This window comes from Variovorax sp. 05T418, assembly GCF_056396385.1.
In genome coordinates, this window is record NZ_JBFTLJ010000004.1 from 109,039 (window position 1) to 129,845 (window position 20,807).

Annotated in this window: 22 protein-coding genes and 1 riboswitch; of the genes, 11 read left to right on the forward strand and 11 right to left on the reverse strand. The window is 68.5% G+C overall.

Translation table 11 applies throughout. The annotated features are described in order from the left end of the window. The first annotated feature begins 87 nt into the window (after positions 1-87). A riboswitch (FMN riboswitch) is annotated at positions 88-257 on the forward strand. A gap of 95 nt (positions 258-352) precedes the next feature. The 3 genes from AC1DMS_RS08970 to arsC are packed head-to-tail and all read left to right on the forward strand — an operon-like array spanning position 353 to position 1,978. Then, on the forward strand, positions 353-868 hold the full coding sequence (locus tag AC1DMS_RS08970) for a 6,7-dimethyl-8-ribityllumazine synthase (RefSeq protein ID WP_307594135.1): 516 nt from the start codon (positions 353-355) through the stop codon (positions 866-868). A 32-nt stretch (positions 869-900) separates the two neighbouring features. Then, the gene (locus AC1DMS_RS08975) at positions 901-1,584 is read left to right on the forward strand and encodes a glutathione S-transferase family protein (protein WP_478180885.1); all 684 of its coding nucleotides are present in this window, start codon (positions 901-903) and stop codon (positions 1,582-1,584) included. 10 nt (positions 1,585-1,594) lie between these two features. After that, positions 1,595-1,978: an arsenate reductase (glutaredoxin) gene (arsC, locus tag AC1DMS_RS08980; protein WP_018902987.1), complete on the forward strand. Its 384-nt coding sequence runs from the start codon at positions 1,595-1,597 to the stop codon at positions 1,976-1,978. A gap of 18 nt (positions 1,979-1,996) precedes the next feature. Here the strand turns inward: arsC and AC1DMS_RS08985 are convergent, their stop codons facing one another. Then, positions 1,997-3,250 carry an MFS transporter gene (locus AC1DMS_RS08985; protein WP_307594132.1) on the reverse strand — a complete coding sequence of 418 codons (1,254 nt, stop codon included), beginning with the start codon at positions 3,248-3,250 and terminating at the stop codon, positions 1,997-1,999. An 88-nt stretch (positions 3,251-3,338) separates the two neighbouring features. On the opposite strand from AC1DMS_RS08985, the gene AC1DMS_RS08990 reads away from it, so the two are divergent. The 6 genes from AC1DMS_RS08990 (at position 3,339) to AC1DMS_RS09015 (ending at position 9,127) form a co-directional block, all read left to right on the forward strand. Then, entirely contained in the window at positions 3,339-4,181 is an 843-nt protein-coding gene (locus AC1DMS_RS08990) for an AraC family transcriptional regulator (protein WP_012746986.1), read from the forward strand. A gap of 87 nt (positions 4,182-4,268) precedes the next feature. Next, on the forward strand, positions 4,269-4,985 hold the full coding sequence (locus AC1DMS_RS08995) for a phosphatase PAP2 family protein (RefSeq protein WP_012746985.1): 717 nt from the start codon (positions 4,269-4,271) through the stop codon (positions 4,983-4,985). A 93-nt stretch (positions 4,986-5,078) separates the two neighbouring features. Then, positions 5,079-5,321, forward strand: coding sequence for an acyl carrier protein (locus AC1DMS_RS09000; protein ID WP_012746984.1), 243 nt, complete (start codon positions 5,079-5,081; stop codon positions 5,319-5,321). Beyond that, positions 5,318-6,529: a beta-ketoacyl-[acyl-carrier-protein] synthase family protein gene (locus AC1DMS_RS09005; RefSeq protein ID WP_478180886.1), complete on the forward strand. Its 1,212-nt coding sequence runs from the start codon at positions 5,318-5,320 to the stop codon at positions 6,527-6,529. Before AC1DMS_RS09000 ends, AC1DMS_RS09005 begins: the two co-directional genes overlap by 4 nt. Before the next feature lie 75 nt (positions 6,530-6,604). Next, complete coding sequence (locus AC1DMS_RS09010) at positions 6,605-7,027, forward strand: DUF2501 domain-containing protein (RefSeq protein ID WP_478180887.1); 423 nt, start codon at positions 6,605-6,607, stop codon at positions 7,025-7,027. Between the two features lie 354 nt (positions 7,028-7,381). Further along, complete coding sequence (locus AC1DMS_RS09015; RefSeq protein ID WP_307594125.1) at positions 7,382-9,127, forward strand: SulP family inorganic anion transporter; 1,746 nt, start codon at positions 7,382-7,384, stop codon at positions 9,125-9,127. A gap of 5 nt (positions 9,128-9,132) precedes the next feature. Here the strand turns inward: AC1DMS_RS09015 and AC1DMS_RS09020 are convergent, their stop codons facing one another. The 5 genes from AC1DMS_RS09020 to clpB all read right to left on the reverse strand — a co-directional run bounded on the left by AC1DMS_RS09020 (position 9,133) and on the right by clpB (position 14,474). Continuing rightward, positions 9,133-9,711 carry a DUF3299 domain-containing protein gene (locus AC1DMS_RS09020; protein ID WP_012746980.1) on the reverse strand — a complete coding sequence of 193 codons (579 nt, stop codon included), beginning with the start codon at positions 9,709-9,711 and terminating at the stop codon, positions 9,133-9,135. A gap of 60 nt (positions 9,712-9,771) precedes the next feature. Beyond that, positions 9,772-10,179: an alternative ribosome rescue aminoacyl-tRNA hydrolase ArfB gene (gene arfB, locus AC1DMS_RS09025; RefSeq protein WP_012746979.1), complete on the reverse strand. Its 408-nt coding sequence runs from the start codon at positions 10,177-10,179 to the stop codon at positions 9,772-9,774. Between the two features lie 16 nt (positions 10,180-10,195). Then, complete coding sequence (locus AC1DMS_RS09030) at positions 10,196-11,380, reverse strand: acetyl-CoA C-acyltransferase family protein (protein WP_478180888.1); 1,185 nt, start codon at positions 11,378-11,380, stop codon at positions 10,196-10,198. Between the two features lie 121 nt (positions 11,381-11,501). Further along, positions 11,502-11,843 (reverse strand): hypothetical protein, encoded by a 342-nt coding sequence (locus AC1DMS_RS09035; RefSeq protein WP_230537705.1) that lies wholly within the window; start codon positions 11,841-11,843, stop codon positions 11,502-11,504. A gap of 9 nt (positions 11,844-11,852) precedes the next feature. Further along, the gene (gene clpB / locus AC1DMS_RS09040; RefSeq protein ID WP_027730342.1) at positions 11,853-14,474 is read right to left on the reverse strand and encodes an ATP-dependent chaperone ClpB; all 2,622 of its coding nucleotides are present in this window, start codon (positions 14,472-14,474) and stop codon (positions 11,853-11,855) included. Between the two features lie 140 nt (positions 14,475-14,614). Between clpB and AC1DMS_RS09045 the strand changes: the two genes are divergently transcribed. Then, positions 14,615-15,607 carry a Bug family tripartite tricarboxylate transporter substrate binding protein gene (locus AC1DMS_RS09045; RefSeq protein ID WP_478180889.1) on the forward strand — a complete coding sequence of 331 codons (993 nt, stop codon included), beginning with the start codon at positions 14,615-14,617 and terminating at the stop codon, positions 15,605-15,607. Here the strand turns inward: AC1DMS_RS09045 and AC1DMS_RS09050 are convergent, their stop codons facing one another. Then, positions 15,608-16,084 (reverse strand): molybdenum cofactor biosynthesis protein MoaE, encoded by a 477-nt coding sequence (locus AC1DMS_RS09050; protein WP_062362134.1) that lies wholly within the window; start codon positions 16,082-16,084, stop codon positions 15,608-15,610. Between the two features lie 251 nt (positions 16,085-16,335). Here AC1DMS_RS09050 and AC1DMS_RS09055 point away from each other — a divergent pair, with 251 nt between their 5' ends. Next, positions 16,336-17,232: a 4-hydroxy-tetrahydrodipicolinate synthase family protein gene (locus tag AC1DMS_RS09055; protein ID WP_369664350.1), complete on the forward strand. Its 897-nt coding sequence runs from the start codon at positions 16,336-16,338 to the stop codon at positions 17,230-17,232. Here AC1DMS_RS09055 and moaD read toward each other — a convergent pair. From moaD to thrC, 4 genes are all read right to left on the reverse strand, one after another. Next, entirely contained in the window at positions 17,219-17,470 is a 252-nt protein-coding gene (gene moaD / locus AC1DMS_RS09060; RefSeq protein ID WP_062362136.1) for a molybdopterin converting factor subunit 1, read from the reverse strand. The genes AC1DMS_RS09055 and moaD overlap by 14 nt on opposite strands. 12 nt (positions 17,471-17,482) lie before the next feature. Then, complete coding sequence (locus tag AC1DMS_RS09065; RefSeq protein ID WP_478180890.1) at positions 17,483-18,760, reverse strand: molybdopterin molybdotransferase MoeA; 1,278 nt, start codon at positions 18,758-18,760, stop codon at positions 17,483-17,485. After that, positions 18,753-19,298: a molybdopterin-guanine dinucleotide biosynthesis protein B gene (gene mobB / locus AC1DMS_RS09070; RefSeq protein WP_012746970.1), complete on the reverse strand. Its 546-nt coding sequence runs from the start codon at positions 19,296-19,298 to the stop codon at positions 18,753-18,755. Before mobB ends, AC1DMS_RS09065 begins: the two co-directional genes overlap by 8 nt. An 83-nt stretch (positions 19,299-19,381) precedes the next feature. Further along, a complete protein-coding gene (gene thrC / locus AC1DMS_RS09075; RefSeq protein WP_478180891.1) occupies positions 19,382-20,797 on the reverse strand; it encodes a threonine synthase in 1,416 nt (471 codons plus the stop codon). Positions 20,798-20,807 lie beyond the last annotated feature (10 nt).

A 20,807-nucleotide genomic window follows, 5' to 3' on the forward strand; every position in this document is an offset into this window, starting at 1 on the left:
CGCGCCGCCGAAGGTCTGGCGCGCGGGCGACAAGCAGCGCCGCCGTCCGCTCCTAGAATCGCACCGTCGTCCGGCATGCCGGACGGCAAGCGTTCTCAGGGCGGGGCGAAACTCCCCACCGGCGGTAATGGCGGCTTCTTCGAAAGAGGGGCCGCACGAGCCCGCGAGCGCCCAAGGCCTGCAATGGGCTGCGGGGTCAGCAGATTTCGGTGCAATTCCGAAGCCGACGGTCACAGTCCGGATGAAAGAGAGCGCGAAATGCGGGCCGGCCCGCGCGCCTTGCAATGGCGCGCATGCTGCCCTGCGGTTTCGTGCGCCCTGATTCAGGAAACCTGCTTTCAAGAGGCACACCATGAGTCAGATCAACGACCTTCCCCTTTCCGCCGTCAACGCGCCGGGCAAGCCGCGCGGCGAGCGCATTGCCTTTGTCGAGGCGCAATGGCATTCCGACATCGTCCACCAGGCGCGCGACGCCTTCCTTGCCGAGATGGAGCGGCTCGGCGTGGCGCGCGAGCTGATCGACATCTTCGACGTGCCCGGCGCCTTCGAGATTCCGCTGCATGCCAAGCGGCTTGCCAACTCGGGCAAGTACGCGGCCATCGTGGGCTGCGCGCTGGTTGTGGACGGCGGCATCTACCGCCACGAGTTCGTGGCCGGCACCGTGGTCAGCACGCTGATGTCGCTGCAGCTCGAGACCGACGTGCCGATTTTTTCAGCCGTGCTCACACCGCACCACTTCCACGAGCATGTGGAGCACCGCAAGTACTTCCACCGCCACTTCGCCGTCAAGGGCACCGAAGTGGCCGAGGCCTGCGTGAAGACGCTCGAAGGCCTGAAGAAGGTCGACGCCTTGCTGGCCACTGCGTGACAAGCGGCACGCTGCTGCAGTAATCTGGGCGGATGACTTCTTCATCCGCCTCGAACGACCGCTACACCCTCTACGGCGCGCCCGGCTCGGGCGCCACGCCGGTCCATGCGGCGCTGACGCTGATCGGCGCGCAGGTCGAGACCGTCGATGTCTCGCCCTGGGAGAGCGACTCCGAGCGCGAGCGCATGGCGGGCGTCAACCCGATGCAGCAGGTGCCCGCGCTCGTGCTGCCGTCGGGCGAGTTGATGACCGAGAGCGCGGCCATGCTGATCTGGCTTGGCGACCGCTATCCGGAAGCCGGGCTCTGCCCCGCGCCCGGCGATCCGCTGCGTGCGCGCTACCTGCGCTGGATGGTCTACCTGCCGGCGGCCATCTACTCGCTGTTCTGGGTGCGCGACGAACCCACGCGCCTCACGCCCGACCCGGCCGCGCAGGCCGTGATGCTCGAACGCACGGCCGAGCGCATTGCGCACTGCTGGCACCTGATGGACACGCAGATCGACGAGCCCTCGCCCTACCTGCTCGGCGAGAAGATCAGCATGCTCGACCTCTACGTGACCGTGCTGTCGCGCTGGACGCCGCGGCGCAGGCGTTTCTACCGCGTGGCGCCGCGCATGGCGCAGGTGGTGCGGCGCGTGGATGCCGATCCGCGCCTGGCCGATTTCTGGGCAGCGCGCTTCCCCTTCTCGATGGACCAGGAAACACAGAAAGACTGACGACGACACCATGGCCGCACGCACCCCGACCACCGACTACCCGATGACCATCTTCCACAAGCCCAACTGCAGCACCTCGCGCAACGTGCTGGGCCTGATCCGCGAGAGCGGCGTGGAACCCGAGATCGTCCTGTACCTGGAAACGCCGCCCTCGAAGAAGAAGCTGCGCGAGCTGGCCAAGGCCATGGGCCTGGGCGCGCGCGACCTGCTGCGCACCAAGGAAGCGCCCTACGAAGAACTGAAGCTGGCCGATCCGAAATGGAGCGACGACCAGCTGTTCGACTTCATCGCCGCGAACCCGATCCTGCTGCAGCGCCCGATCGTCGTCTCGCCGCGCGGCACGCTGATGTGCCGGCCCTGGGAGCGCGTGCGCGAGATCCTGCCCACGGCTTGAGGCGAAATCCGCGGGAGATCAGGCCGAGGCCGGCACCAGCGCCGTGCGGCGCACCCGCGTCACGTTGAAGGCACTGGCAATCAGCACGGCCTGCACCAGCGCCAGGCCGGCGATCACGCTCGCGTACTGGCCATGGTCCATCAAGCGGCCGAACACCAGCGGCGCGAGCGCCTGGCCGATGTCCAGGCCCGCATACACCACGCCGTAGACGCGGCCGGTGGCATTGGGCGGCGTCGAGCGCTTGACCAGCAGGTCGCGCGAAGGGCCGGCAACGCCCGACACGAAGCCCATGGCGCCGAACAGCACCGGCACCATCACCGGCGGAAACTGCGCAAAGGCCAGCACCAGCGCCAGCGCGGCCGCCACCCCGAAGCCGATGCCCACGATGCGTTCGCAGCGCGACGGATCCGAGGCCAGGAAGCCGCCCGCCACCATGCCGGCCGCGCTTGCCACCATGTAGACCGTGAGGCACACCGCCACCAGCGCCACCGGCACCGCGTGCAGGTGGCCCGCCGCCGCCGGCGCGAAGGTCTGCACCACGCTGATCACGGCGGCATAGAAGAAAAAGAAGCCGAAGCACATCCACACGGCCGGAATGCGCAGGAAGTCGAACTCGCCGCCGACGGGTGCCGGCTCGCCATGCCCGGTGGCCTTGTGCACCGCCTTCACGTCCAGCGCCAGCACGCCGCGGTAGGCCCAGAGCACCAGCAGCACCACGATGGCCAGCGCACCGGCCGAAGCCAGCGCCACGCGCCATGAGAAGGCGATGGCGATCGGCACCACGAAGGCCGGCGCCAGCGCCCAGCCCAGGCTGCCGGTGATGCCGTGCACGCTGTAGGCGTGGCCCAGGCGGGTCGGCGCCACCTTGCGGTTGAAGAGCGTGTAGTCGACCGGGTGGAACACGCCGTTGCCGATGCCGCCCACGACGGCGCACAGCAGCAGCATCCAGTAGCTCTGGGCCAGCGCATAGCCGAAGGCCGCCAGGGCCAGCGCGCCCAGCCCCACGAACAGCACCGGCCGCGGACCCAGCTTGTCGACGATGAAGCCCGAGGCCGCCTGCACGATGCACGAGACCACGAAGAACACCGTCAGCACCGCGCCCAGCTCGGTGTAGCTCACGTTGAACGCGTCTTTCAGCCAAGGGAACAGCGGCGCCAGGATCAGCTGGCTGAAGTGGCTGATGGCATGGGCCAGGCCGACCAGGCCGATGAGCTGTGCGTCGCCGCGCAAGCTGGTGGAAGGAGTGGCTGTCGGGGAGGAAGTGGAAGACATGGATTGCTACAAAAAACCGGGCAGGCACCGATGCTATGCCCGCTGGCCGCGGCAGAATGGCGATACAGCGACAACATTTGTCGAAACCATGCCAAGCGCCGTTTCACTCCCTTCCCCGGTCACCAGCGTCGCCTCGCTCACGCCGCATCTCTACGCACCCGACGCGGTCAGGCCGCTGCGCGCCAAGGAACATTTCCTGAGCGCCGACACCTTCGTCGAGCTGCACCAGCACCCGTGGCCGCAGCTCACCTTTTCGACCCGCGGCGTGATCCGGCTCAGCACGCAGGACGGCAGCTACATCGTGCCGCCCTCGCGCGCGGTCTGGGTGCCGGCCAACATGCCGCACAGCATCATGCTGATCGAGGATGCCGAGCTGCGTACCGTGTATCTGCATGCTTGGCTCGGCCCGCCCTGGGAAAAATGCGAGGTGCTCGAGATCAGCCCGCTGCTGCGCGCGCTGATGCTCGCACTCGACACCACGCCCGACGGCCTGCCGCCGGCCGACCCGCACGCGCCGCAGCGCGAACGCATGATCGCGCCGCTGCTGGTGGACGAGCTCGAGCGCGCCACGCAGATCCGCATCGACGTGCCGCTGCCGTCCGACAAGCGGCTGCGCCAGCTGTGCGAGACGCTGCTGCGCAACCCGGCCGACCGCGCCACGCTGGCCGAGCGCGCCGCCGCCATCGGCGCCAGCGAGCGCACCGTGGCGCGGCTGTTCCGCGACCAGCTCGGCATGAGCTGGCAGCAGTGGCGGCAGCAGGCCGTGATGGCGCATGCGCTGCCGCTGCTGGCGCGCGGCATGGCCGTGAGCCAGGTGGCCGCGGCCAGCGGCTATGCCACCGACAGCGCGTTCTGCGCCATGTTCAAGGCCGCCACCGGACGCTCGCCCACTTCCTTCCAGCACAAGAAGCGATCCGCCGCGCTCGCCTGAAGCTCGCCTCGATGCCGCCACGCCGTCACGGCGCTCTGGCAAGATCGGCCGGCCGACGAAAACCACGGACCTCCGACCCACCTGCCCATGGCGCCCCTTCCGCGAACGCACAGCCCCCAGACCTGGACCGCAGACATCGGCGCGCGCATTCGCCGCCTTTTCTGGCTCAAGGCGATCGGCACCACGATCTTCACCTGGCTCTTCTTCATCGGCTACTTCCACATGCTGCGCAACCCGGCCTACCCGGTCGTGGTGATGCCGCTCACGGCGCTGGACCACCTGATTCCGTTCCAGCCCTACACGCTGGGCGCCTACCTCTCGCTGTGGTTCTACGTGGGCATCGCGCCCGGCCTGCAGCCCAACTTCCGCGAGCTGGTGGTGTACGGGCTGTGGATCGGCGCGCTGTGCCTGACGGGGCTGGGCCTCTTCTACTTCTGGCCGACGCAGATACCGCCGCTGGCCATCGACGTGTCGGGCTATCCCGGCTTTGCGATGCTGCAGGGCGTGGACGCCGCGGGCAACGCCTGCCCCTCGATGCACGTGGCGGTGGCCATCTTCACGGCCATCCGGCTGGACCATGTGCTGCGCGAGGCGCGCACGCCGGTCTTCCTGCGCCTTGCCAACTGGCTGTGGTTTGCCGCCATTGCGTATTCGACATTGGCCGTCAAGCAGCACGTGGTGCTCGACGCGCTGGCCGGCGCGCTGCTGGGAATGGCCTTCGCGCTTCCTTCGCTGCGTTGGCGGCCGGAGGGCATGCGCCGGAGCAATACCCTGGTGGGAGCGGATATCATTGGCCATCACTGACCCACAAGCCGAGCGAGGAAGGGGTCGATCCCATGGCGCGCCCCGAGGGCGGCGATCGATCAGCGGCCGGCACACGACAACAGGCATCGCACGATGAGTTCGCTGAAGGAATTGCAGGACCTGATCCACGAGAAGTACGGTATCGAACCGTCCAAGCTCGACCCCAACGCATCGATGCGCGAAACCGGCGGGCTCGACTCGCTGGCATTGGCCGAGTTCCTGTTTGCCATCGAAGACCACTTCGGCATCACCATGCCCGATGAAGACGCCAACATCGACACGCTGAACGAACTCGCGGTGCTGGTCGACAAGGTCAGGGCCGCGAAGACAGCGTGAAGCACGAGGTCTGCGTCACCGGCCTGGGCGTCGTGGCGCCGCACGGCGACGAGCCCGGCGCGCTGTTCCAGGCCCTGCTCGACGGCCGGTCGGCCATCCGGCCGGTCTTCCCCGAACTGCCCAAGCCCGCCGCCGCCGCCACGGTGGACTTCGACGAAACACGCTGGTTCACCAAGCTGCAGCTCGCCGGCGTCGACCGCGTGAGCCAGCTCGCGGTGGCCGCCGCCGACCTCGCGCTGCGCGATGCCGGCCTTGCCGCCCACAACGACGCCGATCCTGAACGCATCGGCATCTATGCCGGCTGCGGCATGGGCGGCGCCGCGGCGCTCGAAGCCGCCTACCGCGGCAACGGGCGGGTCTCGCCGCTCACCATTCCCGCCTTCATGCCCAACGCGCCCGCCGCCCACGTGGCCATGCGCCAGGGCGTGCAGGGGCCGGTGCTGACCTACTCGGTCGCCTGCGCCTCGTCGTCGGTGGCCATTGCCGAAGCGGCCAAGGCCATCGAGCGCGGCGAAGTCGACATGGCCATTGCCGGCGGCAGCGAAGCGCTGATCGTGCCGGGCGTGGTGCTGGCCTGGCAGGCCATGCAAACCCTGGCCAGCTTCCAGCCCGGCGAAGCGGCCGGCGCGGTGCGGCCCTTTGCGAGCGACCGCAGCGGCTTTGCGCTGGGCGAAGGCGCGGCCTTCCTGGTGCTCGAATCCGCCGAACGCGCACGCAGCCGTGGCGCCCGCAGCTACGCCACGCTGGCCGGCTGGGGCCTCGGCAGCGACGCCACCCATCTCACCAAGCCCGACGCACCCGGCCAGGCGCGCGCGCTGCGCCAGGCGCTGCGCCAGGCCGGCCTCCAGCCGCGCGACGTGGGCTACTGCAATGCGCACGGCACGGCCACGCGCATCGGCGACGTGGTCGAGCGCAATGCGCTGGCGGATGTGTGGGGCGATGACCTGGACAGCCTGCGCGTCAGCTCCACCAAGGCGCTGCACGGCCACATGCTCGGCGCCGCGGGTGCCATCGAGGCGCTCATCACGGTGCTGGCGCTGCACCGCCGCCAGTTGCCGCCGAACGCGAACTGCAGCGAGGTCGATCCGGCCTGCAGCCTGAACCTCGTCACGCAGCACGACACCAGCGCGCCCAACATCGAGGCGGCCATGAGCAACTCCTTCGCATTCGGCGGCACGAATTCCGTGCTGCTCTTCCGCCGCGCGTGAAACCGGGGTTCCGTCGGGGGTATGCTGACGATGGAATCTTCATTCAATCACCTCGACAAACGGGAGTTCGTCATCATGCGTTTTCGCACCGCACTGATTTCCATCGCGCTGGTTGCGGCCAGTGTCTCGGCCTCGGCCCAGTCGGACCTGCTCGGCAAGCTCAAGGACCAGATGGGCTCCTCGGGCGGCGGCGCTGCCCTCGGCGAGAACCTCGGCTTCAAGATGCCCGCGATCGGCTCCAGCACCATGGGCAATGCGGCCGGCGTGCTGCAGTACTGCGTCAAGAACAACTACCTGGGCGGCGACGCGGCCTCGGTGAAGGACAAGCTGCTGGCCAAAATCACCGGCCAGAAGCAGCAGGAAACCGGCTTCGCGAGCGGCGCCAAGGGGCTGCTCAAGGGCGGCGACGGCAAGACGCTCAACTTGAAGATGCTCTCCTCGAAGGTGAAGGAAAAAGCCTGCGACTACGTGCTCAAGAACGCGAGCTCGCTGGTCTAGGGCCTGTTAACGCTATGGAAGGGGTCGCGAAGCTCGCCACAGCCCGCCCATCAAGGCGCGTGACGCCGTGCGTGCGTCCGCACGCACAAGGAGCGCAACGCCGAGGGGCGGGCTGTGGCGAGCTTCCCTTCGGGTTGCTTCGCCAAGGGGCCGTCTGCGGCGTTGCCCGCGCTTGCAAGGCCAAAGCCTTGCTGCGCCCGGGCGCCTTGCATCCAGCCCCTTGGCGAAGCAACGCGATCCCCTTCCATAGCGTTAACAGGCCCTAGTTGCTCTCCCATGCGCGCGGCCCGAATGGCCGCGCAGGTTTCCCTCTGCGGTGGCGCAGGACAATCGCCAGCAAGCCACCCACCATCCATGAATCCGGCAGCCACCCCCTCCTCCGCTTCTTCCTCCCTGCGCCAGCGCATCGCGCGCTGGGTTCCCTGCCTGGCCTGGCCCCGTCCGTCCGCGGCGCTGCTGCGCAACGAGGCCATGGCGGGCATCACGGTGGCGCTGATGGTGCTTCCGCAGGGCGTGGCCTATGCGGCACTGGCGGGCATGCCGCTGGTCACCGGCGTGTATGCGGCGCTGTTCCCGGCGCTCATCGCGGTGATCTTCAGCTCGTCGCAGCGGCTGTCGGTCGGGCCCACGGCGCTCACCAGCCTGCTGGTGGGCGCATCGCTCGCGCCGCTGGCGGTGCCCGGCAGCGCCGAATGGGTGGAAATGGCGGTGTGGCTCACGCTGATGTCGGGCGCGATCCAGATCGTGCTGGGCATCGGGCGCTTCGGCTGGCTGCTGCGGCTGGTCAACTCGCCGGTGCTGATCGGCTTCACGCAGGGCGCGGCGGTGCTGATCGCCATCTCGCAGCTGCCGGCGCTGCTCGGCTTCACGGGGCGCACCCTTCCCCAGGTGCTGCAGGGCGGGCCGCCGCCGGACCTGGTCGCCATTGCCTTCGGGCTCGGCAGCATCGCCGTGCTGTGGCTCGGCAAGCGGCTCGCGCCGCGCTTCCCGACCACCATGGCACTGGTGGCGGGCGCCGCGGCCATCAGCTGGAGCATCGACTACGCACTGCGCGGCGGTGCCGTGGTGGGCAGCCTGCCTTCGGGCCTGCCTTCTTTCTACTGGCCGGGCCTGCTGCCGCTGAACACGTTCAGCGCGCTGGTGCTGCCCGCGCTGATGATCACGCTCGTGAGCTTTCTCGAAACCGCGTCGAGCGCCAAGGTCGACAATGCGCGCGCCGGCACGCTCTGGAACGAAAACCAGGACCTGATCGGCCAGGGCCTGGCCAAGCTGGCCTCGGGCTTCACGGGCGCCTTTCCCACCAGTTCCTCGTTCTCGCGCTCGGCCATCACGCTGTATGCGGGCGCCCAGACCGGCTGGGCCACGCTGTTCAGCGTGGTGGTGGTGGCCGGCGCGCTGCTGTGGCTGATGCCGCTGCTCTATCACGTGCCGCAGGCGGTGCTGGCGGCGGTGGTGGTCACGGCCATCCTGGGGCTGGTCAAGCCGGCGAGCTTCGTCGCGCTCTGGCGCGTGTCGCGCATCGAGGCTGGCATTTCGTTCGGCACCTTCGTGCTGACCATTGCCACGGCGCCGAGCATCTACTGGGGCGTGCTGGGCGGCCTGCTCGCGAGCCTGGCGCATTACATGTACCGCCACCTGCATCCGCGCATCATCGAGGTGGGCCTGCATCCCGACGGCAGCCTGCGCGACCGCAAGCTATGGAAGCTGCCGCCGCTGGCACCACAGCTCTATGCGCTGCGCATGGATGCCGAGCTCGACTTCGCCTCGGCCTCCACGCTCGAACGCGCGCTCACGACCGCGCTGGCCGAGCGCCCCGAACTCACCGACGTGTGCCTTTTTGCGCAGCCCATCAACCGCATCGACATCACGGGCGCCGAAGTGTTCGGCTCGATCCGCCGGATGATGGAAGCCAAGGGCGTACGCCTGCACCTGAGCGGCCTGAAGCTGCCGGCCATGCAGGTGCTGGAGCGCGCTGGCCTGCTCGCGCCGGGGCCGATGCTGTTCAGCTACCGCACCGACGGCGAGGCGCTGGCGGCGCTGACGCAGCAGCAGGCCGAAGTTCCGCCGCTGCCGGTGCCGGAGGGCGACGACGGCGGCTGAACACGTCAGCGCGCCGTGACGAAAGGCTCCACCGAGGCCGACTTGATCTCGTAGCCGCTCACGCCCATGTCCACGGAGGAATAGCGCGCCGCCTTCAGCAGGCCGCTCACGTGCACCGTGTCCATCGCATGCAGGCCCTTCACGGTATCGGCCGCGACCACGTGCACGATCTGGTTGGCGGGCGGCGGCGGGGTGTGGATGCAGGCGCCGAAGTAAGGCACCAGCAGGAACTCGCGGATGCCGCCCTGCGTGTTGTCCAGCGGAACGACAAAACCCGACAGGCGCGCCGCCGTGCCGTCGAGCGCCACGTTGACCGGCGCGTTGTCCCAGACGGCGCGCATCTCGTCCAGCATCTGGATCGCGCGCGGGTCGTTGTCGCGCAGCGACTCCAGGCTCAGGTTGCGGTAGCGCTTGGTCGGGTCCCAATCCTTGGGAACGAGCGCTTCCCACTTGAGTTCCTGCACGGCACCCGCCGGCGCTGCGCCGCTGCCCGCGGCCGGCCCGCAGCCCGCCAGGGCAGCGGCCCCCAGCGCCAGCAGGAAGGCCGGCAAAGCGCGGCGGAAGAAGGCTCTCATGCTGTCCATTGTGCTTGCGGCCGGTGTCCGCCGCCTTAGCGGGGCCTTAAGCGCCGGCCAGCCAGCCGGTCAGTCCCGCACCGGCCCGCGCAGGTTCTTGATCTGCGAGCGCTGGCTCTTGCCTTCGAGCCGGCGCTGCTTCGAACCGTAGGTGGGCTTGGTGGCGCGCCGCACGCGCGGCGGCGTGGCCACGCTGTCGACCACCTCCTGCAGCCGCGCGAGCGCATCGGCGCGGTTCATTTCCTGCGTGCGGTGCTGCTGCGCCTTCAGCACGAAGACGCCCTCCTGCGTGATGCGGCTGTCGCGCAGCGCGAGCATCCGCTCCTTCACGTCGGCGGGCAGCGAGCTCGCATGGATGTCGTAGCGCAGGTGCACCGCGCTCGACACCTTGTTGACGTTCTGGCCGCCCGCGCCCTGCGCGCGGATGGCGCTGAACTCGACCTCGTCGGGGTCGATCAGGATGGGTGGGCGGAGCATGCCCGCAAGTGTGCCTTCAAACGCGTTCGAACACGGCGGCGATGCCCTGTCCGCCGCCGATGCACATCGTGACCAGCGCATAGCGCCCGCCGGTGCGGTGCAGTTCGGCAATCGCCTTCGTGGTGATGATCGCGCCGGTCGCACCCACGGGGTGGCCCAGCGAAATGCCCGAACCGTTCGGGTTCACCTTGGCCGGGTCGAAGCCCAGCTCCTTGATGACCGCGCAGGCCTGCGCCGCGAAGGCTTCGTTCGACTCGATCACGTCGAAGTCGGCGACCTTCAGCCCGGTGCGCTCCAGCACCTTGCGCGTGGCCGGCACCGGGCCGATGCCCATGTACGCGGGCTCCACGCCGGCGTGCGCATAGCCGACCAGGCGCGCCAGCGGCTTCAGGCCCCGCGCCTTGACGCTCTCGCCGCTGGCCAGCACCACGGCGGCCGCACCATCGTTGATGCCCGAGGCATTGCCGGCCGTCACGAGGCCGTCCTTCTTGAACGCGGGCTTCATCTTCGAGAGCGTCTCGGCGGTGGTGTCGGCGCGCACATGCTCGTCGGTGTCGAACAGCACGACGCCCTTGCGCGTCTTCACCTCGACCGGGACGATCTGCGCCGTGAAGCGGCCCGCCGCAATGGCCGCCGCCGCGCGCTGCTGGCTGGTGGCGGCCAGCTCGTCCATCTGCTCGCGCGTGATGCCGTAGCGCGCCGCCACGTTCTCGGCCGTGATGCCCATGTGGATCTTCTCCCACGGGTCGTGCAGGATGCCCAGCATGTAGTCGACCAGCACCGCATCGCCCATGCGTGCGCCGTAGCGCGCGGATGTGTCGAAGTAAGGCCCGCGGCTCATCGATTCCGAGCCGCCGCCGATGGCGATGTCGCAGTCGCCCAGCGCAATGGCCTGCGCGGCCGACACGATCGCCTGCAGGCCCGAGCCGCAGAGGCGGTTGACGTTGAAGGCCGGCGTCTCGATCGGGCAGCCCGCATCGATGGCGGCCACGCGGCTCAGGTAGGCGTCCTTCACGTCGGTGGGAATCACGTTGCCCATGACCACATGGCCGATGGCATCGGCCGCCACGCCGCTGCGTTCGATGGCGGCCTTGACGGCGGTGGTGGCCAGTTGCGTGTTGGGCACATCCTTCAGCGCGCCGCCGAAGGTGCCGATGGCAGTGCGGGCGGTGCCGACCACGAAGATGTCGCGTGTTGTCATGGGAATGTCTCTCCTGGATGAAAGCAATATCCGCCTGGGCGGCGGTCGCAGGAGGACGATTTTGACGGCGAACCGCGCAACCGGCTGTCGCGGGCGGCATATTCGCCGCCCGGGCAGCGGATCAGCCGCGCGAAACCGATTTCGGAGAAACGTCGGTCACGTCGCGGGCGCTGCCGCGAATGCGTTCCGGGCGCACCACGGATTCGCCGCGCGCGCGTGCGTTGGCGGTGTCGGCCGCGCTCGGTTCGCCCGGCCGTGCCGCATTGCGAAAACGCTCGAAGCCTGAACGCGGGTTGAAGCGCCCGCCCATCGAAGCCATCCAGGGCGTCACGGGTTTGCCCGTGATCCGTCCCCAGGCGTAGCGGACGCCCCACACGGCCGCCAGCAACATGACGGCGACCGCCAGGCTGGCCGCAAAGACCAGCCCCAGGAGCAGAAGAATGACGCGAAAAATGAAGTTCATCATCCGACTTTAGGCCGCAACCGCCTCCGATGGTTCCCCGGCCTTCGTGAACGAGAACTGGCCGGGGGTGCGGATCGGGTCGGTATTCACTTCGATGGTGTCCTTCGGTCCGAAGCTGCCGTCGAGCAGCAGCTTGGAGAGCGGATTCTCGATGCGCTGCTGGATCGCGCGCTTGAGCGGCCGCGCGCCGAACACCGGGTCGAAGCCGACCTTGGCAATCTCGGCCAGCGCCGCGGGCGACACCTCCAGGCCCAGGTCCATCTTGGCGAGCCGCGCCTGCAGCACCTTGAGCTGGATCGCGGCAATCGATTCGATGTTCTTCGCGTCGAGCGCATGGAACACCACGGTCTCGTCGATGCGGTTCAGGAACTCGGGTCGGAAGTAGTTCTTGAGTTCGTCCCACACCGCTTCCTTGATCTCCTCGGCGGGCTGGCCCACCATCGACTGGATGATCGGCGAGCCGATGTTGCTGGTCATCACGATCACGGTGTTCTTGAAGTCCACGGTACGGCCCTGGCCGTCCGTGAGGCGGCCATCGTCGAGCACCTGCAGCAGCACGTTGAACACGTCGGGGTGGGCCTTCTCGACCTCGTCGAGCAGCACCACGCTGTAGGGCTTGCGGCGCACGGCCTCGGTCAGGTAGCCGCCCTCCTCGTAGCCCACGTAGCCCGGCGGCGCGCCGATCAGGCGGGCGACCGAGTGCTTCTCCATGAACTCGCTCATGTCGATGCGGATCAGGTGGTCTTCGCTGTCGAACAGGAAGCCCGCGAGTGCCTTGCACAGCTCGGTCTTGCCCACGCCCGTGGGGCCGAGGAACAGGAACGAGCCGGTCGGGCGGTTCGGATCGGAGAGGCCCGAGCGCGAGCGGCGGATCGCATTGGCGACAGCGCCGATGGCCTCGTCCTGCCCCACCACGCGCTCATGCAGCTTGTCTTCCATCACGAGCAGCTTGTCGCGTTCGCCCTGCATCAGCTTGGCGACCGGAATGCCGGTGGCGCGCGCCACGACCTCGGCGATTTCTTCGGAGCCCACCTGCGTGCGCAGCAGCGTCGGCGCGCTGGACTTGCCCTTGCTCGCCTCGCTTTCCTCGGCCTCGCGCAGGCGCTTCTCCAGCGCCGGCAGCTGGCCGTATTGCAGCTCGGCGAGCTTGTTGAAGTCGCCCTTGCGCTTCCACTCCTCGATCTCGAACTTGATCTTGTCGATGTCCTCGCGGATCTTCGCGCTGCCCTGCGCCTGCGCCTTCTCGGCCTGCCAGATCTCGTCGTAGTCGGCGATCTCCTTCTGCAGGCGCCCGATCTCGTCTTCGATCAGGCCGAAGCGCTTCTGCGAGGCTTCGTCCTTCTCGCGGCGCACGGCCTCGCGCTCGATCTGCAGCTGGATCAGTCGGCGGTCGAGCCGGTCCATGACCTCGGGCTTGGAGTCCATCTCGATCTTGATCTTGGCCGCGGCCTCGTCGATCAGGTCGATGGCCTTGTCGGGCAGGAAGCGGTCGGTGATGTAGCGGTCGGAGAGTTCGGCCGCGGCCACGATGGCCGGGTCGGTGATCTGCACGCCATGGTGCACTTCGTACTTTTCCTGCAGGCCGCGCAGGATGGCGATGGTGGCCTCCACGCTGGGCTCGCCCACGATGATCTTCTGGAAGCGGCGCTCCAGCGCGGCGTCCTTCTCGATGTACTTGCGGTATTCGTCGAGCGTGGTGGCGCCCACGCAGTGCAGCTCGCCGCGCGCGAGCGCGGGCTTGAGCATGTTGCCCGCGTCCATCGCGCCCTCGGCCTTGCCGGCGCCCACCATGGTGTGCAGCTCGTCGATGAAGACGATGGTCTGGCCTTCGTCCTTGGCAAGCTCGTTGAGCACGGTCTTCAGGCGTTCCTCGAACTCGCCGCGGAACTTGGCACCGGCCAGCAGTGCGGCCATGTCGAGCGACAGCACGCGCTTGCCCTTGAGCGACTCGGGCACCTCGCCCGCGACGATGCGCTGCGCCAGGCCTTCGACGATGGCGGTCTTGCCCACGCCGGGCTCGCCGATGAGCACGGGGTTGTTCTTGGTGCGGCGCTGCAGCACCTGGATCGCGCGGCGGATCTCCTCGTCGCGGCCGATCACCGGATCGAGCTTGCCCAGGCGCGCGCGCTCGGTCAGGTCGAGGCAGTATTTCTTGAGGGCTTCGCGCTGGCCTTCGGCATCGGCGCTGTTCACGCCCTGGCCGCCGCGCACAGCGTCGATGGCGGATTCGAGCGACTTGCGGCTGAGGCCGTTTTCCTTGGCGATGCGGCCGATGTCGGACTTGCTGTCGGCCACGGCCAGCAGGAAGAGCTCGCCCGCAATGAACTGGTCATTGCGCTTGATGGCTTCCTTCTCGGTGGCCTGCAGCAGCTTGCCGAGCTCGGGGCCGACCTGCACGATGTCGTGGCCCTGCACCTGCGGCAGCTTCTTGATGGCCGCCTCGGCAGCGTTCGCGAGCCCCTGCACGTTGACGCCGGCGCGCTCCAGCAGGGCGCGCGGGCCGTCTTCCTGGCGCAGCATCGCGACCAGCAGGTGGGCCGGTTCGATGTAGGCGTTGTCGTTGCCGAGCGCGAGCGTCTGGGCATCGCTCAGCGCTTCCTGGAATTTGGTGGTGAGTTTGTCTTGTCGCATGGTGGTATTCCTGCATCCAAAATAGGGCTGTTCCGCCGGGATTCAAGTTTTGAATCGCGCTGGCGGAATGGGCACGGCTATTGCACGGTGCCGGGCACCTTCCTGCCGTAGGCATTTCTCTCTCTCGAATGGAGTCGATCATGGTTTTTTCAATGCAGCGCGTCCAGCCGGTTCGCCGGGCGCTCGGCGCCGGTCTCTTTCTAGCGGCCATGGGCCTCGCCGGCCTTGCGCAGGCGCAAGGCACGCCCATCCGCATCCTGGTGGGCTTTCCCGCGGGCGCGGGCACCGACGCCATCGCACGCACGCTGGGCGAAAAACTCAAGGACGTGCTGGGCGTGCCGGTGGTGGTCGAGAACCGCGCCGGCGCCGGCGGACAGATCGCGGCGCAGGCGCTCAAGGCAGCGCCGGCCGATGGCCACACGCTGTTCCTCTCGCACGACCATTCGATCTCCATCCTGCCGCAGGTGGTGAAGAACCCCGGCTTCAACCCTGCGACCGACTTCGTGCCGGTGGCCGGATTCGCCACCTTCGCCAATGTGCTGGCCGTCTCGGGCGGCACGCCCGCCAAGAGCATCGACGAATATGTGAAGTGGGTTCGCACCCAGCGCGGCGGCAAGGAAACCATCGGCATTCCGGCACCGGCCTCGATCCCCGAGTTCCTGGTGAAGATGATCTCGGAAAAATACAAGATCGACGTGCAGCCCGCGCCCTACCGCGGCAGCGCGCCGATGACGGCGGACATGCTGGGCAACCAGATCACGGCCGGCATCGCCTCGGTGCCCGACTTCATCGAGAACCACAAGGCCGGCAAGGTGCGCATCGTGGCCTCCATCGGCTCCAAGCGCCAGGCCGTGCTGCCGAACGTGCCCACCTTCACCGAGCTGGGCTTCTCCAACCTGGAAGACCTGCCCTACTACGGCATCTTCGCGCCCGTGGGCACGCCGCAGCCGATCATCGACAAATACGGCGACGCGCTGCAGAAGGTGCTGGCCATGCCCGACGTGAAGCAGAAGCTCACGACCATGGGGCTCACGGTCGGCTACGAGCCGCAGGGCCAGTTCGCGGGCCGCGTGCGCAGCTACACGCAGACCTGGGAACGCATCATCCAGTCGAGCGGCTTCAAGCCTCTCTGACTAAGCGTTGGGGGCCGTGATGCCCCAGCGCGCCAATGCGGCGTCGTCGCTGACGCGCGCATCGACCCAGCGGGCGCCTTCGGGCGTCTGTTCTTTTTTCCAGAACGGGGCCTGGGTCTTCAGGTAGTCCATCAGGAACTCGCAGGCCTCGAAGCTCTGGCCGCGGTGGGCCGAGACCACCGCCACCATCATGATCTGGTCGAGCGGCTGCAACAGGCCCACGCGGTGGATCACGCGCGCACCCAAAATATCGAAGCGCTTGTGCGCCTCATCGATCATGGCTTCAATGGCCTTTTCGGTCATGCCCGGGTAATGCTCGAGCTCCATCGAGGCCACGCTGCTGCCGTCGTTGCGATCCCGCACGGCGCCGACAAAGCTGCAGACCGCACCCACGCGTTTGTCGCCGGCGCGCAACGCGGCGACCTCCTGCCCCAGGTCGAAATCGGCTGTCTGGATCGAAACGCGTGCACCACTCATGCCGGGATTGTGGCATCGCGCTAGACTTCGGCAATGCCCCGCCTCGCCATGCTTTCTTCAGTGCCCTCGCACACCGAAGGCAGCCGTGCGCGCCAGGGCAGCAAAGCCAAAAAACCAAAGCTCGTCTGACCGGAGCTGCGGTTCCGTCGTCGGATGAGCGACGGAACCTGCCAAGGCCTTGGCCCCGATTGGGTTGCGCGCGCATCGAACGACGGTTCCTTCCATCGGTCGATTCCCTCGAGGAAACCCGCGTGCCGTCATCGTCCATCCCCTCCTCCAGCCCTGATTTCTCGGGCCTCTGGATTCCCCTTGTCACGCCGTTCCAGCACGGCGCCGTCGACCACGCCGCGCTGTCGGCGCTGACACGCCGGCTCGCCGGCGACGGCGTGACCGGCTTCGTGGTCTGCGCCTCGACGGGCGAAGCCGCCGCGCTCGATGAAGCGGAACAGCTCGCCGCGCTCGACACGGTCCAGGCTGCCGCCGGCGGGCTGCCGATCATCATGGGCCTGTCGGGCTACCACCTGGGCAAGACCACGGCCTGGGTACGGCGGCTCGCCGAACGGCCGCTGGCGGGGCTGCAGGTGTCCGCGCCGCACTACATCCGGCCCTCGCAGGCCGGCCTGCTCGAATGGTTCCGCGCCATCGCCGACGCCAGCGCGGTGCCACTGCTGGTCTACGACATTCCCTACCGCACCGGCGCGACCCTCACGCGCGAAACGCTGCTGGCGCTGGCCGAACACCCGCGCATCCGCGGCATCAAGGACTGCGGCGGCGACATGGCCAAGACGCGCGCCCTGATTGCCGACGGCAGGCTCCAGGTGCTGTCGGGCGAAGACCACCAGATCTTCGGCACCGTGGCCGAAGGCGGCGTGGGCGCCATTGCGGCGAGCGCGCATGTGCAGACGCGGCGCTTCGTGCAGGTGCTGCGCCTCCTGGCCGAGAACCGGCTGGCAGAAGCGCGCGCCGAATGGCAGCCGCTGCAGCCGCTGATCGAAATGCTGTTTGCCGAGCCGAACCCCGCGCCGCTCAAGGCGCTGCTGGCGCACGGCGGATCGATGCGCGACGAGCTGCGCTCGCCGATGACCCGCGCCTCCGATGCCTTGCGCGAGCGCCTGGTGGTGCTGGACGCCCGGCTCAGCCGCCCGTAACGGGCGGGAAGAAGGCGACCTCGCAGCCTTCGCGCAGCGCGGCCGCCTCGTCGCTCATGGCCTGGTCGAGCGCCATGCGCACGGCCTTGCCGCGCGCCAGCGCCGCGGCATACGCCCCGCCGCGCGCGATGAGTTCGTCGCGCAGCGCGGCCAGGGTGGCGGCACCGGTGTCGACGGTTTCGCCGCTGGTGTCGAGCGCCTCGCGCACGGAGGCGAAGTAACGGATCTGGACCTTCATGGACAGCCTCGGTCAGGCCAGCAGCGAGGCCAGGGGGATGAAATTCACCGTGTCGCCGGCCTGGATGGTCTGGCCCGGCGGGTTGTCGACGACGCCGTCGCCCCAGACCATCGAGGTCAGCACGCCCGAGCTCTGGTTGGCGAACAGGTCGAGCCCGCCCGTGGCATTGCGCCGGGCGCGCAGGAACTCGCGGCGGCGATCGGCGCGCGGCCAGTCGAAGTCGGCGCGCATCTGCACGGGCTCGGGCGCCACGCGGCTGGCACCCTGCAGCGTCAGCAGGAACGGGCGCACGAGCAGCAGGAAGGTCAGGAAGCTGGACACGGGGTTGCCGGGCAGGCCCGTGACGTGGCAGCGCCCTTGCGCCTCGCCACCGGCCCTTGCGATCGAGCCATAGGCGAAGGGCTTGCCGGGCTTCATCGAGAGCGACCACAGCTGCAGCTCGCCGAGCGCCTGCACGGCGGCCTTGATGTGGTCTTCCTCGCCCACCGACACGCCGCCGGTGGTGATGATCAGGTCGCTGGTCTCGGCGGCACCGCGCAGCGCCTCGATGGTGGCCTCACGCCTGTCGGGCACGATGCCCAGGTCGGTCACCTCGCAGCCGAGCCGGTGCAGCAAGGCGCGCATGAAGAAGCGGTTGGAGTTGTAGATCGCGCCGGGCTTCATGGCCTCGGGCGCGACCTCGCCGGGCATCACCAGTTCGTCGCCGGTGGACAGCAGCGCAACGCGCGGCCGCCGCGCCACCTGGAGCCGGTCGAAACCCACGCTGGCGGCGAGCCCGAGCGCGGCGGGCGTCAGGCGCTCGCCCTGGCGCAGCACCACGTCGCCGGCGGCCACGTCTTCTCCGGCGCGGCGAATCCACTGGCCGGCCGCGGGAACGGTGTCGATGCGCACCGCGCCGAGCGTGCCTTCCTGCGGCACGGGCTGGGTGTCTTCCTGCATCACGATGGCGTCGGCGCCCTCGGGGATCTGGGCGCCGGTGAAGATGCGCGCCGCGGTGCCGGCCGCGAGCGGCGTGCCCACGGTGCCCGCAGGAATGCGCTGTGCGACCTGCAGCACGGCGCCCGGCGCGGCGCAGTCGGCCACGCGCACCGCATAGCCGTCCATCGAGCTGTTGTCGCGCGGCGGCACGGTGAGCGCGGAGACGATGTCCTGCGCGAGCACGCGGCCGTCCGCATCGAAGGTGGCCACGCTTTCGGCGGGCAACTTGGGCAGCGCCTTGGCGAGCAGGCTCGCAAGCGCTTCGTCGAGCGCCATCAGCGGCGGGCGCGAGGGAGCGGTGGAATCAGCCATGGTGTTCGGGGTTGTATTCGAAGCGGCTTGCGCTGTCGATCAACCACTGCGCGATGCCCTCGATGTCGTCGAGGTCGAACAGCGGCAGGCTGGTGGGCACCGGCAGGCTCGCGGGCGCATCGGTGGCAATGGCGGTCACGAAGGCGTCCTCGATGTACTGCGAGGGCCGGGGCGGCTTGCCGTCTTCGGGGGCGCGCCAGACTTCGATCTTGAGCAGGTCGCTGTGCTTGAAGCCCTCGACCAGCACCCAGTCGACGCCGTCATGGAGCTCGGCGATGAGGTCGTGCACCGACAGCTGCGCGGGCTGCTCGAATTCGCGGATCAGCGCGAGCCGCCTGTCCGATGCCACCACCACCTCGAAGGCCCCCGCCTCGCGATGCCGGTAGGTGTCCTTGCCGGGATGGTCGATGTCGAACTTGTGGTGCGCATGCTTGACCACCGACACGCGCTGGCCATGGAGCTTGAGCACGGGAATCAGGCGTTCGACCAGCGTGGTCTTGCCCGAACCCGAATACCCGGAAAAGCCGATCACCTTCATGTCGAGTTCCTGTGGCGGCCGTCTATGCGGCCGCCGAATGCATGTGCGGGGCAGCCGCTGCAGGGCGCGGCTTGCGGCAAGGGTCAGTCACAGTTCTGCGCGATGTAGGCCTTCACGGCCTCGGCATCGGCCGGCAGCTTGACGACCCGCTTGGGCAGCGCCTCGATGCCTTCGAACCTGGCCGGGCGTGCGGGCTCGTGGCCCAGCGCCTCCACCAGCGTGGCGGCAAACTTGATCGGCAGCGCGGTCTCCAGCACCACCATCGGCACGCCGGGCGCGAGGTGTTCGCGCGCAGCCTTGAGGCCGTCGGCCGTGTGCGGATCGACCAGCGTGGCAAAGCGCTTGTCGGTGTCGCGGATGGTGGCCAGGCGGTCGGCATGGGTGCTGCGGCTGCTCTTGAAGCCGAAGCGCTCCGCGGCCTGCCTGAACGCGGGATCGGCGCTCAGGTCGAAACGGCCGTGGCGGCCCAGATCGTCCACGAACAGCGAGCGCAGCTTGCCGGCATCGCGCCCCACCAGGTCGAACACGAAGCGCTCGAAGTTGCTGGCCTTGCTGATGTCCATCGACGGGCTCGAGGTTTCGTGCGTGTCGGCCGCGGCGCGCACGCGGTAGATGCCGGTGCGGAAGAACTCGTCGAGCACGTCGTTCTCGTTGGTGGCAACCACCAGCGTCTGGATCGGCAGGCCCATCATGCGCGCCACGTGGCCCGCGCAGACGTTGCCGAAGTTGCCCGAGGGCACCGTGAAGCTCACGGGCTTGTCATTGCTGGCCGTGGCCTGGAAGTAGCCCGCGAAGTAGTAGACGACCTGCGCAAGCAGCCGCGCCCAGTTGATCGAGTTGACCGTGCCGATGCGGTACTTGCGCTTGAAGCCCAGGTCGTTCGACACGGCCTTGACGATGTCCTGGCAGTCGTCGAACACGCCGCTGATGGCGATGTTGTGGATGTTCTGGTCCTGCAGGCTGAACATCTGTGCCTGCTGGAACGGGCTCATGCGGCCGTCGGGCGAGGTCATGAAGACGCGCACGCCCTTCTTGCCGCGCATGGCGTACTCGGCCGCGCTGCCGGTGTCGCCGCTGGTGGCGCCCAGGATGTTGAGCTCGGCGCCGCGGCGGGCCAGTTCGTACTCGAACAGGTTGCCCAGCAGCTGCATCGCCATGTCCTTGAAGGCCAGCGTGGGGCCGTTGGACAGGGCTTCGAGGTACACGCCGTCTTCCAGCTCGCGCAGCGGCACGATCTCGTCGCTGCCGAACACTTCGGCCGTGTAGGTCTTGGCGCAGATCGCCTTCATGTCGGCCGGCGGAATGTCGTCGATGTAGAGCGAGAGGATCTCGAACGCCAGTTCTGCATACGGCAGCTCGCGCCATTTGGCGAGCGTGGCGGTGTCGACCTGCGGGTAGTGCTCGGGCAGGTACAGGCCGCCATCGGGCGCGAGGCCTTCAAGCAGGATTTCGCAGAAACGCTTGCGGTCGGGGTGGCCGCGGGTGCTCAGGTAGTTCACGGTAGGTCTC

Coding starts and splice junctions, on each gene's coding strand:
- AC1DMS_RS08985 (WP_307594132.1), bottom strand. CDS start 3,250: ATGTCTTCCACTTCCTCCCCGACAGCCACTCCTTCCACCAGCTTGCGC.
- AC1DMS_RS09065 (WP_478180890.1), bottom strand. CDS start 18,760: ATGGCTGATTCCACCGCTCCCTCGCGCCCGCCGCTGATGGCGCTCGAC.
- AC1DMS_RS09035 (WP_230537705.1), bottom strand. CDS start 11,843: ATGAACTTCATTTTTCGCGTCATTCTTCTGCTCCTGGGGCTGGTCTTT.
- arfB (WP_012746979.1), bottom strand. CDS start 10,179: ATGCTCCGCCCACCCATCCTGATCGACCCCGACGAGGTCGAGTTCAGC.
- AC1DMS_RS09015 (WP_307594125.1), top strand. CDS start 7,382: ATGAATCCGGCAGCCACCCCCTCCTCCGCTTCTTCCTCCCTGCGCCAG.
- moaD (WP_062362136.1), bottom strand. CDS start 17,470: ATGAAGGTCCAGATCCGTTACTTCGCCTCCGTGCGCGAGGCGCTCGAC.
- AC1DMS_RS09045 (WP_478180889.1), top strand. CDS start 14,615: ATGGTTTTTTCAATGCAGCGCGTCCAGCCGGTTCGCCGGGCGCTCGGC.
- AC1DMS_RS09010 (WP_478180887.1), top strand. CDS start 6,605: ATGCGTTTTCGCACCGCACTGATTTCCATCGCGCTGGTTGCGGCCAGT.
- AC1DMS_RS08975 (WP_478180885.1), top strand. CDS start 901: ATGACTTCTTCATCCGCCTCGAACGACCGCTACACCCTCTACGGCGCG.
- AC1DMS_RS08990 (WP_012746986.1), top strand. CDS start 3,339: ATGCCAAGCGCCGTTTCACTCCCTTCCCCGGTCACCAGCGTCGCCTCG.
- AC1DMS_RS08995 (WP_012746985.1), top strand. CDS start 4,269: ATGGCGCCCCTTCCGCGAACGCACAGCCCCCAGACCTGGACCGCAGAC.
- mobB (WP_012746970.1), bottom strand. CDS start 19,298: ATGAAGGTGATCGGCTTTTCCGGGTATTCGGGTTCGGGCAAGACCACG.
- AC1DMS_RS09030 (WP_478180888.1), bottom strand. CDS start 11,380: ATGACAACACGCGACATCTTCGTGGTCGGCACCGCCCGCACTGCCATC.
- AC1DMS_RS08970 (WP_307594135.1), top strand. CDS start 353: ATGAGTCAGATCAACGACCTTCCCCTTTCCGCCGTCAACGCGCCGGGC.
- AC1DMS_RS09050 (WP_062362134.1), bottom strand. CDS start 16,084: ATGAGTGGTGCACGCGTTTCGATCCAGACAGCCGATTTCGACCTGGGG.
- clpB (WP_027730342.1), bottom strand. CDS start 14,474: ATGCGACAAGACAAACTCACCACCAAATTCCAGGAAGCGCTGAGCGAT.
- AC1DMS_RS09000 (WP_012746984.1), top strand. CDS start 5,079: ATGAGTTCGCTGAAGGAATTGCAGGACCTGATCCACGAGAAGTACGGT.
- AC1DMS_RS09020 (WP_012746980.1), bottom strand. CDS start 9,711: ATGGACAGCATGAGAGCCTTCTTCCGCCGCGCTTTGCCGGCCTTCCTG.
- arsC (WP_018902987.1), top strand. CDS start 1,595: ATGGCCGCACGCACCCCGACCACCGACTACCCGATGACCATCTTCCAC.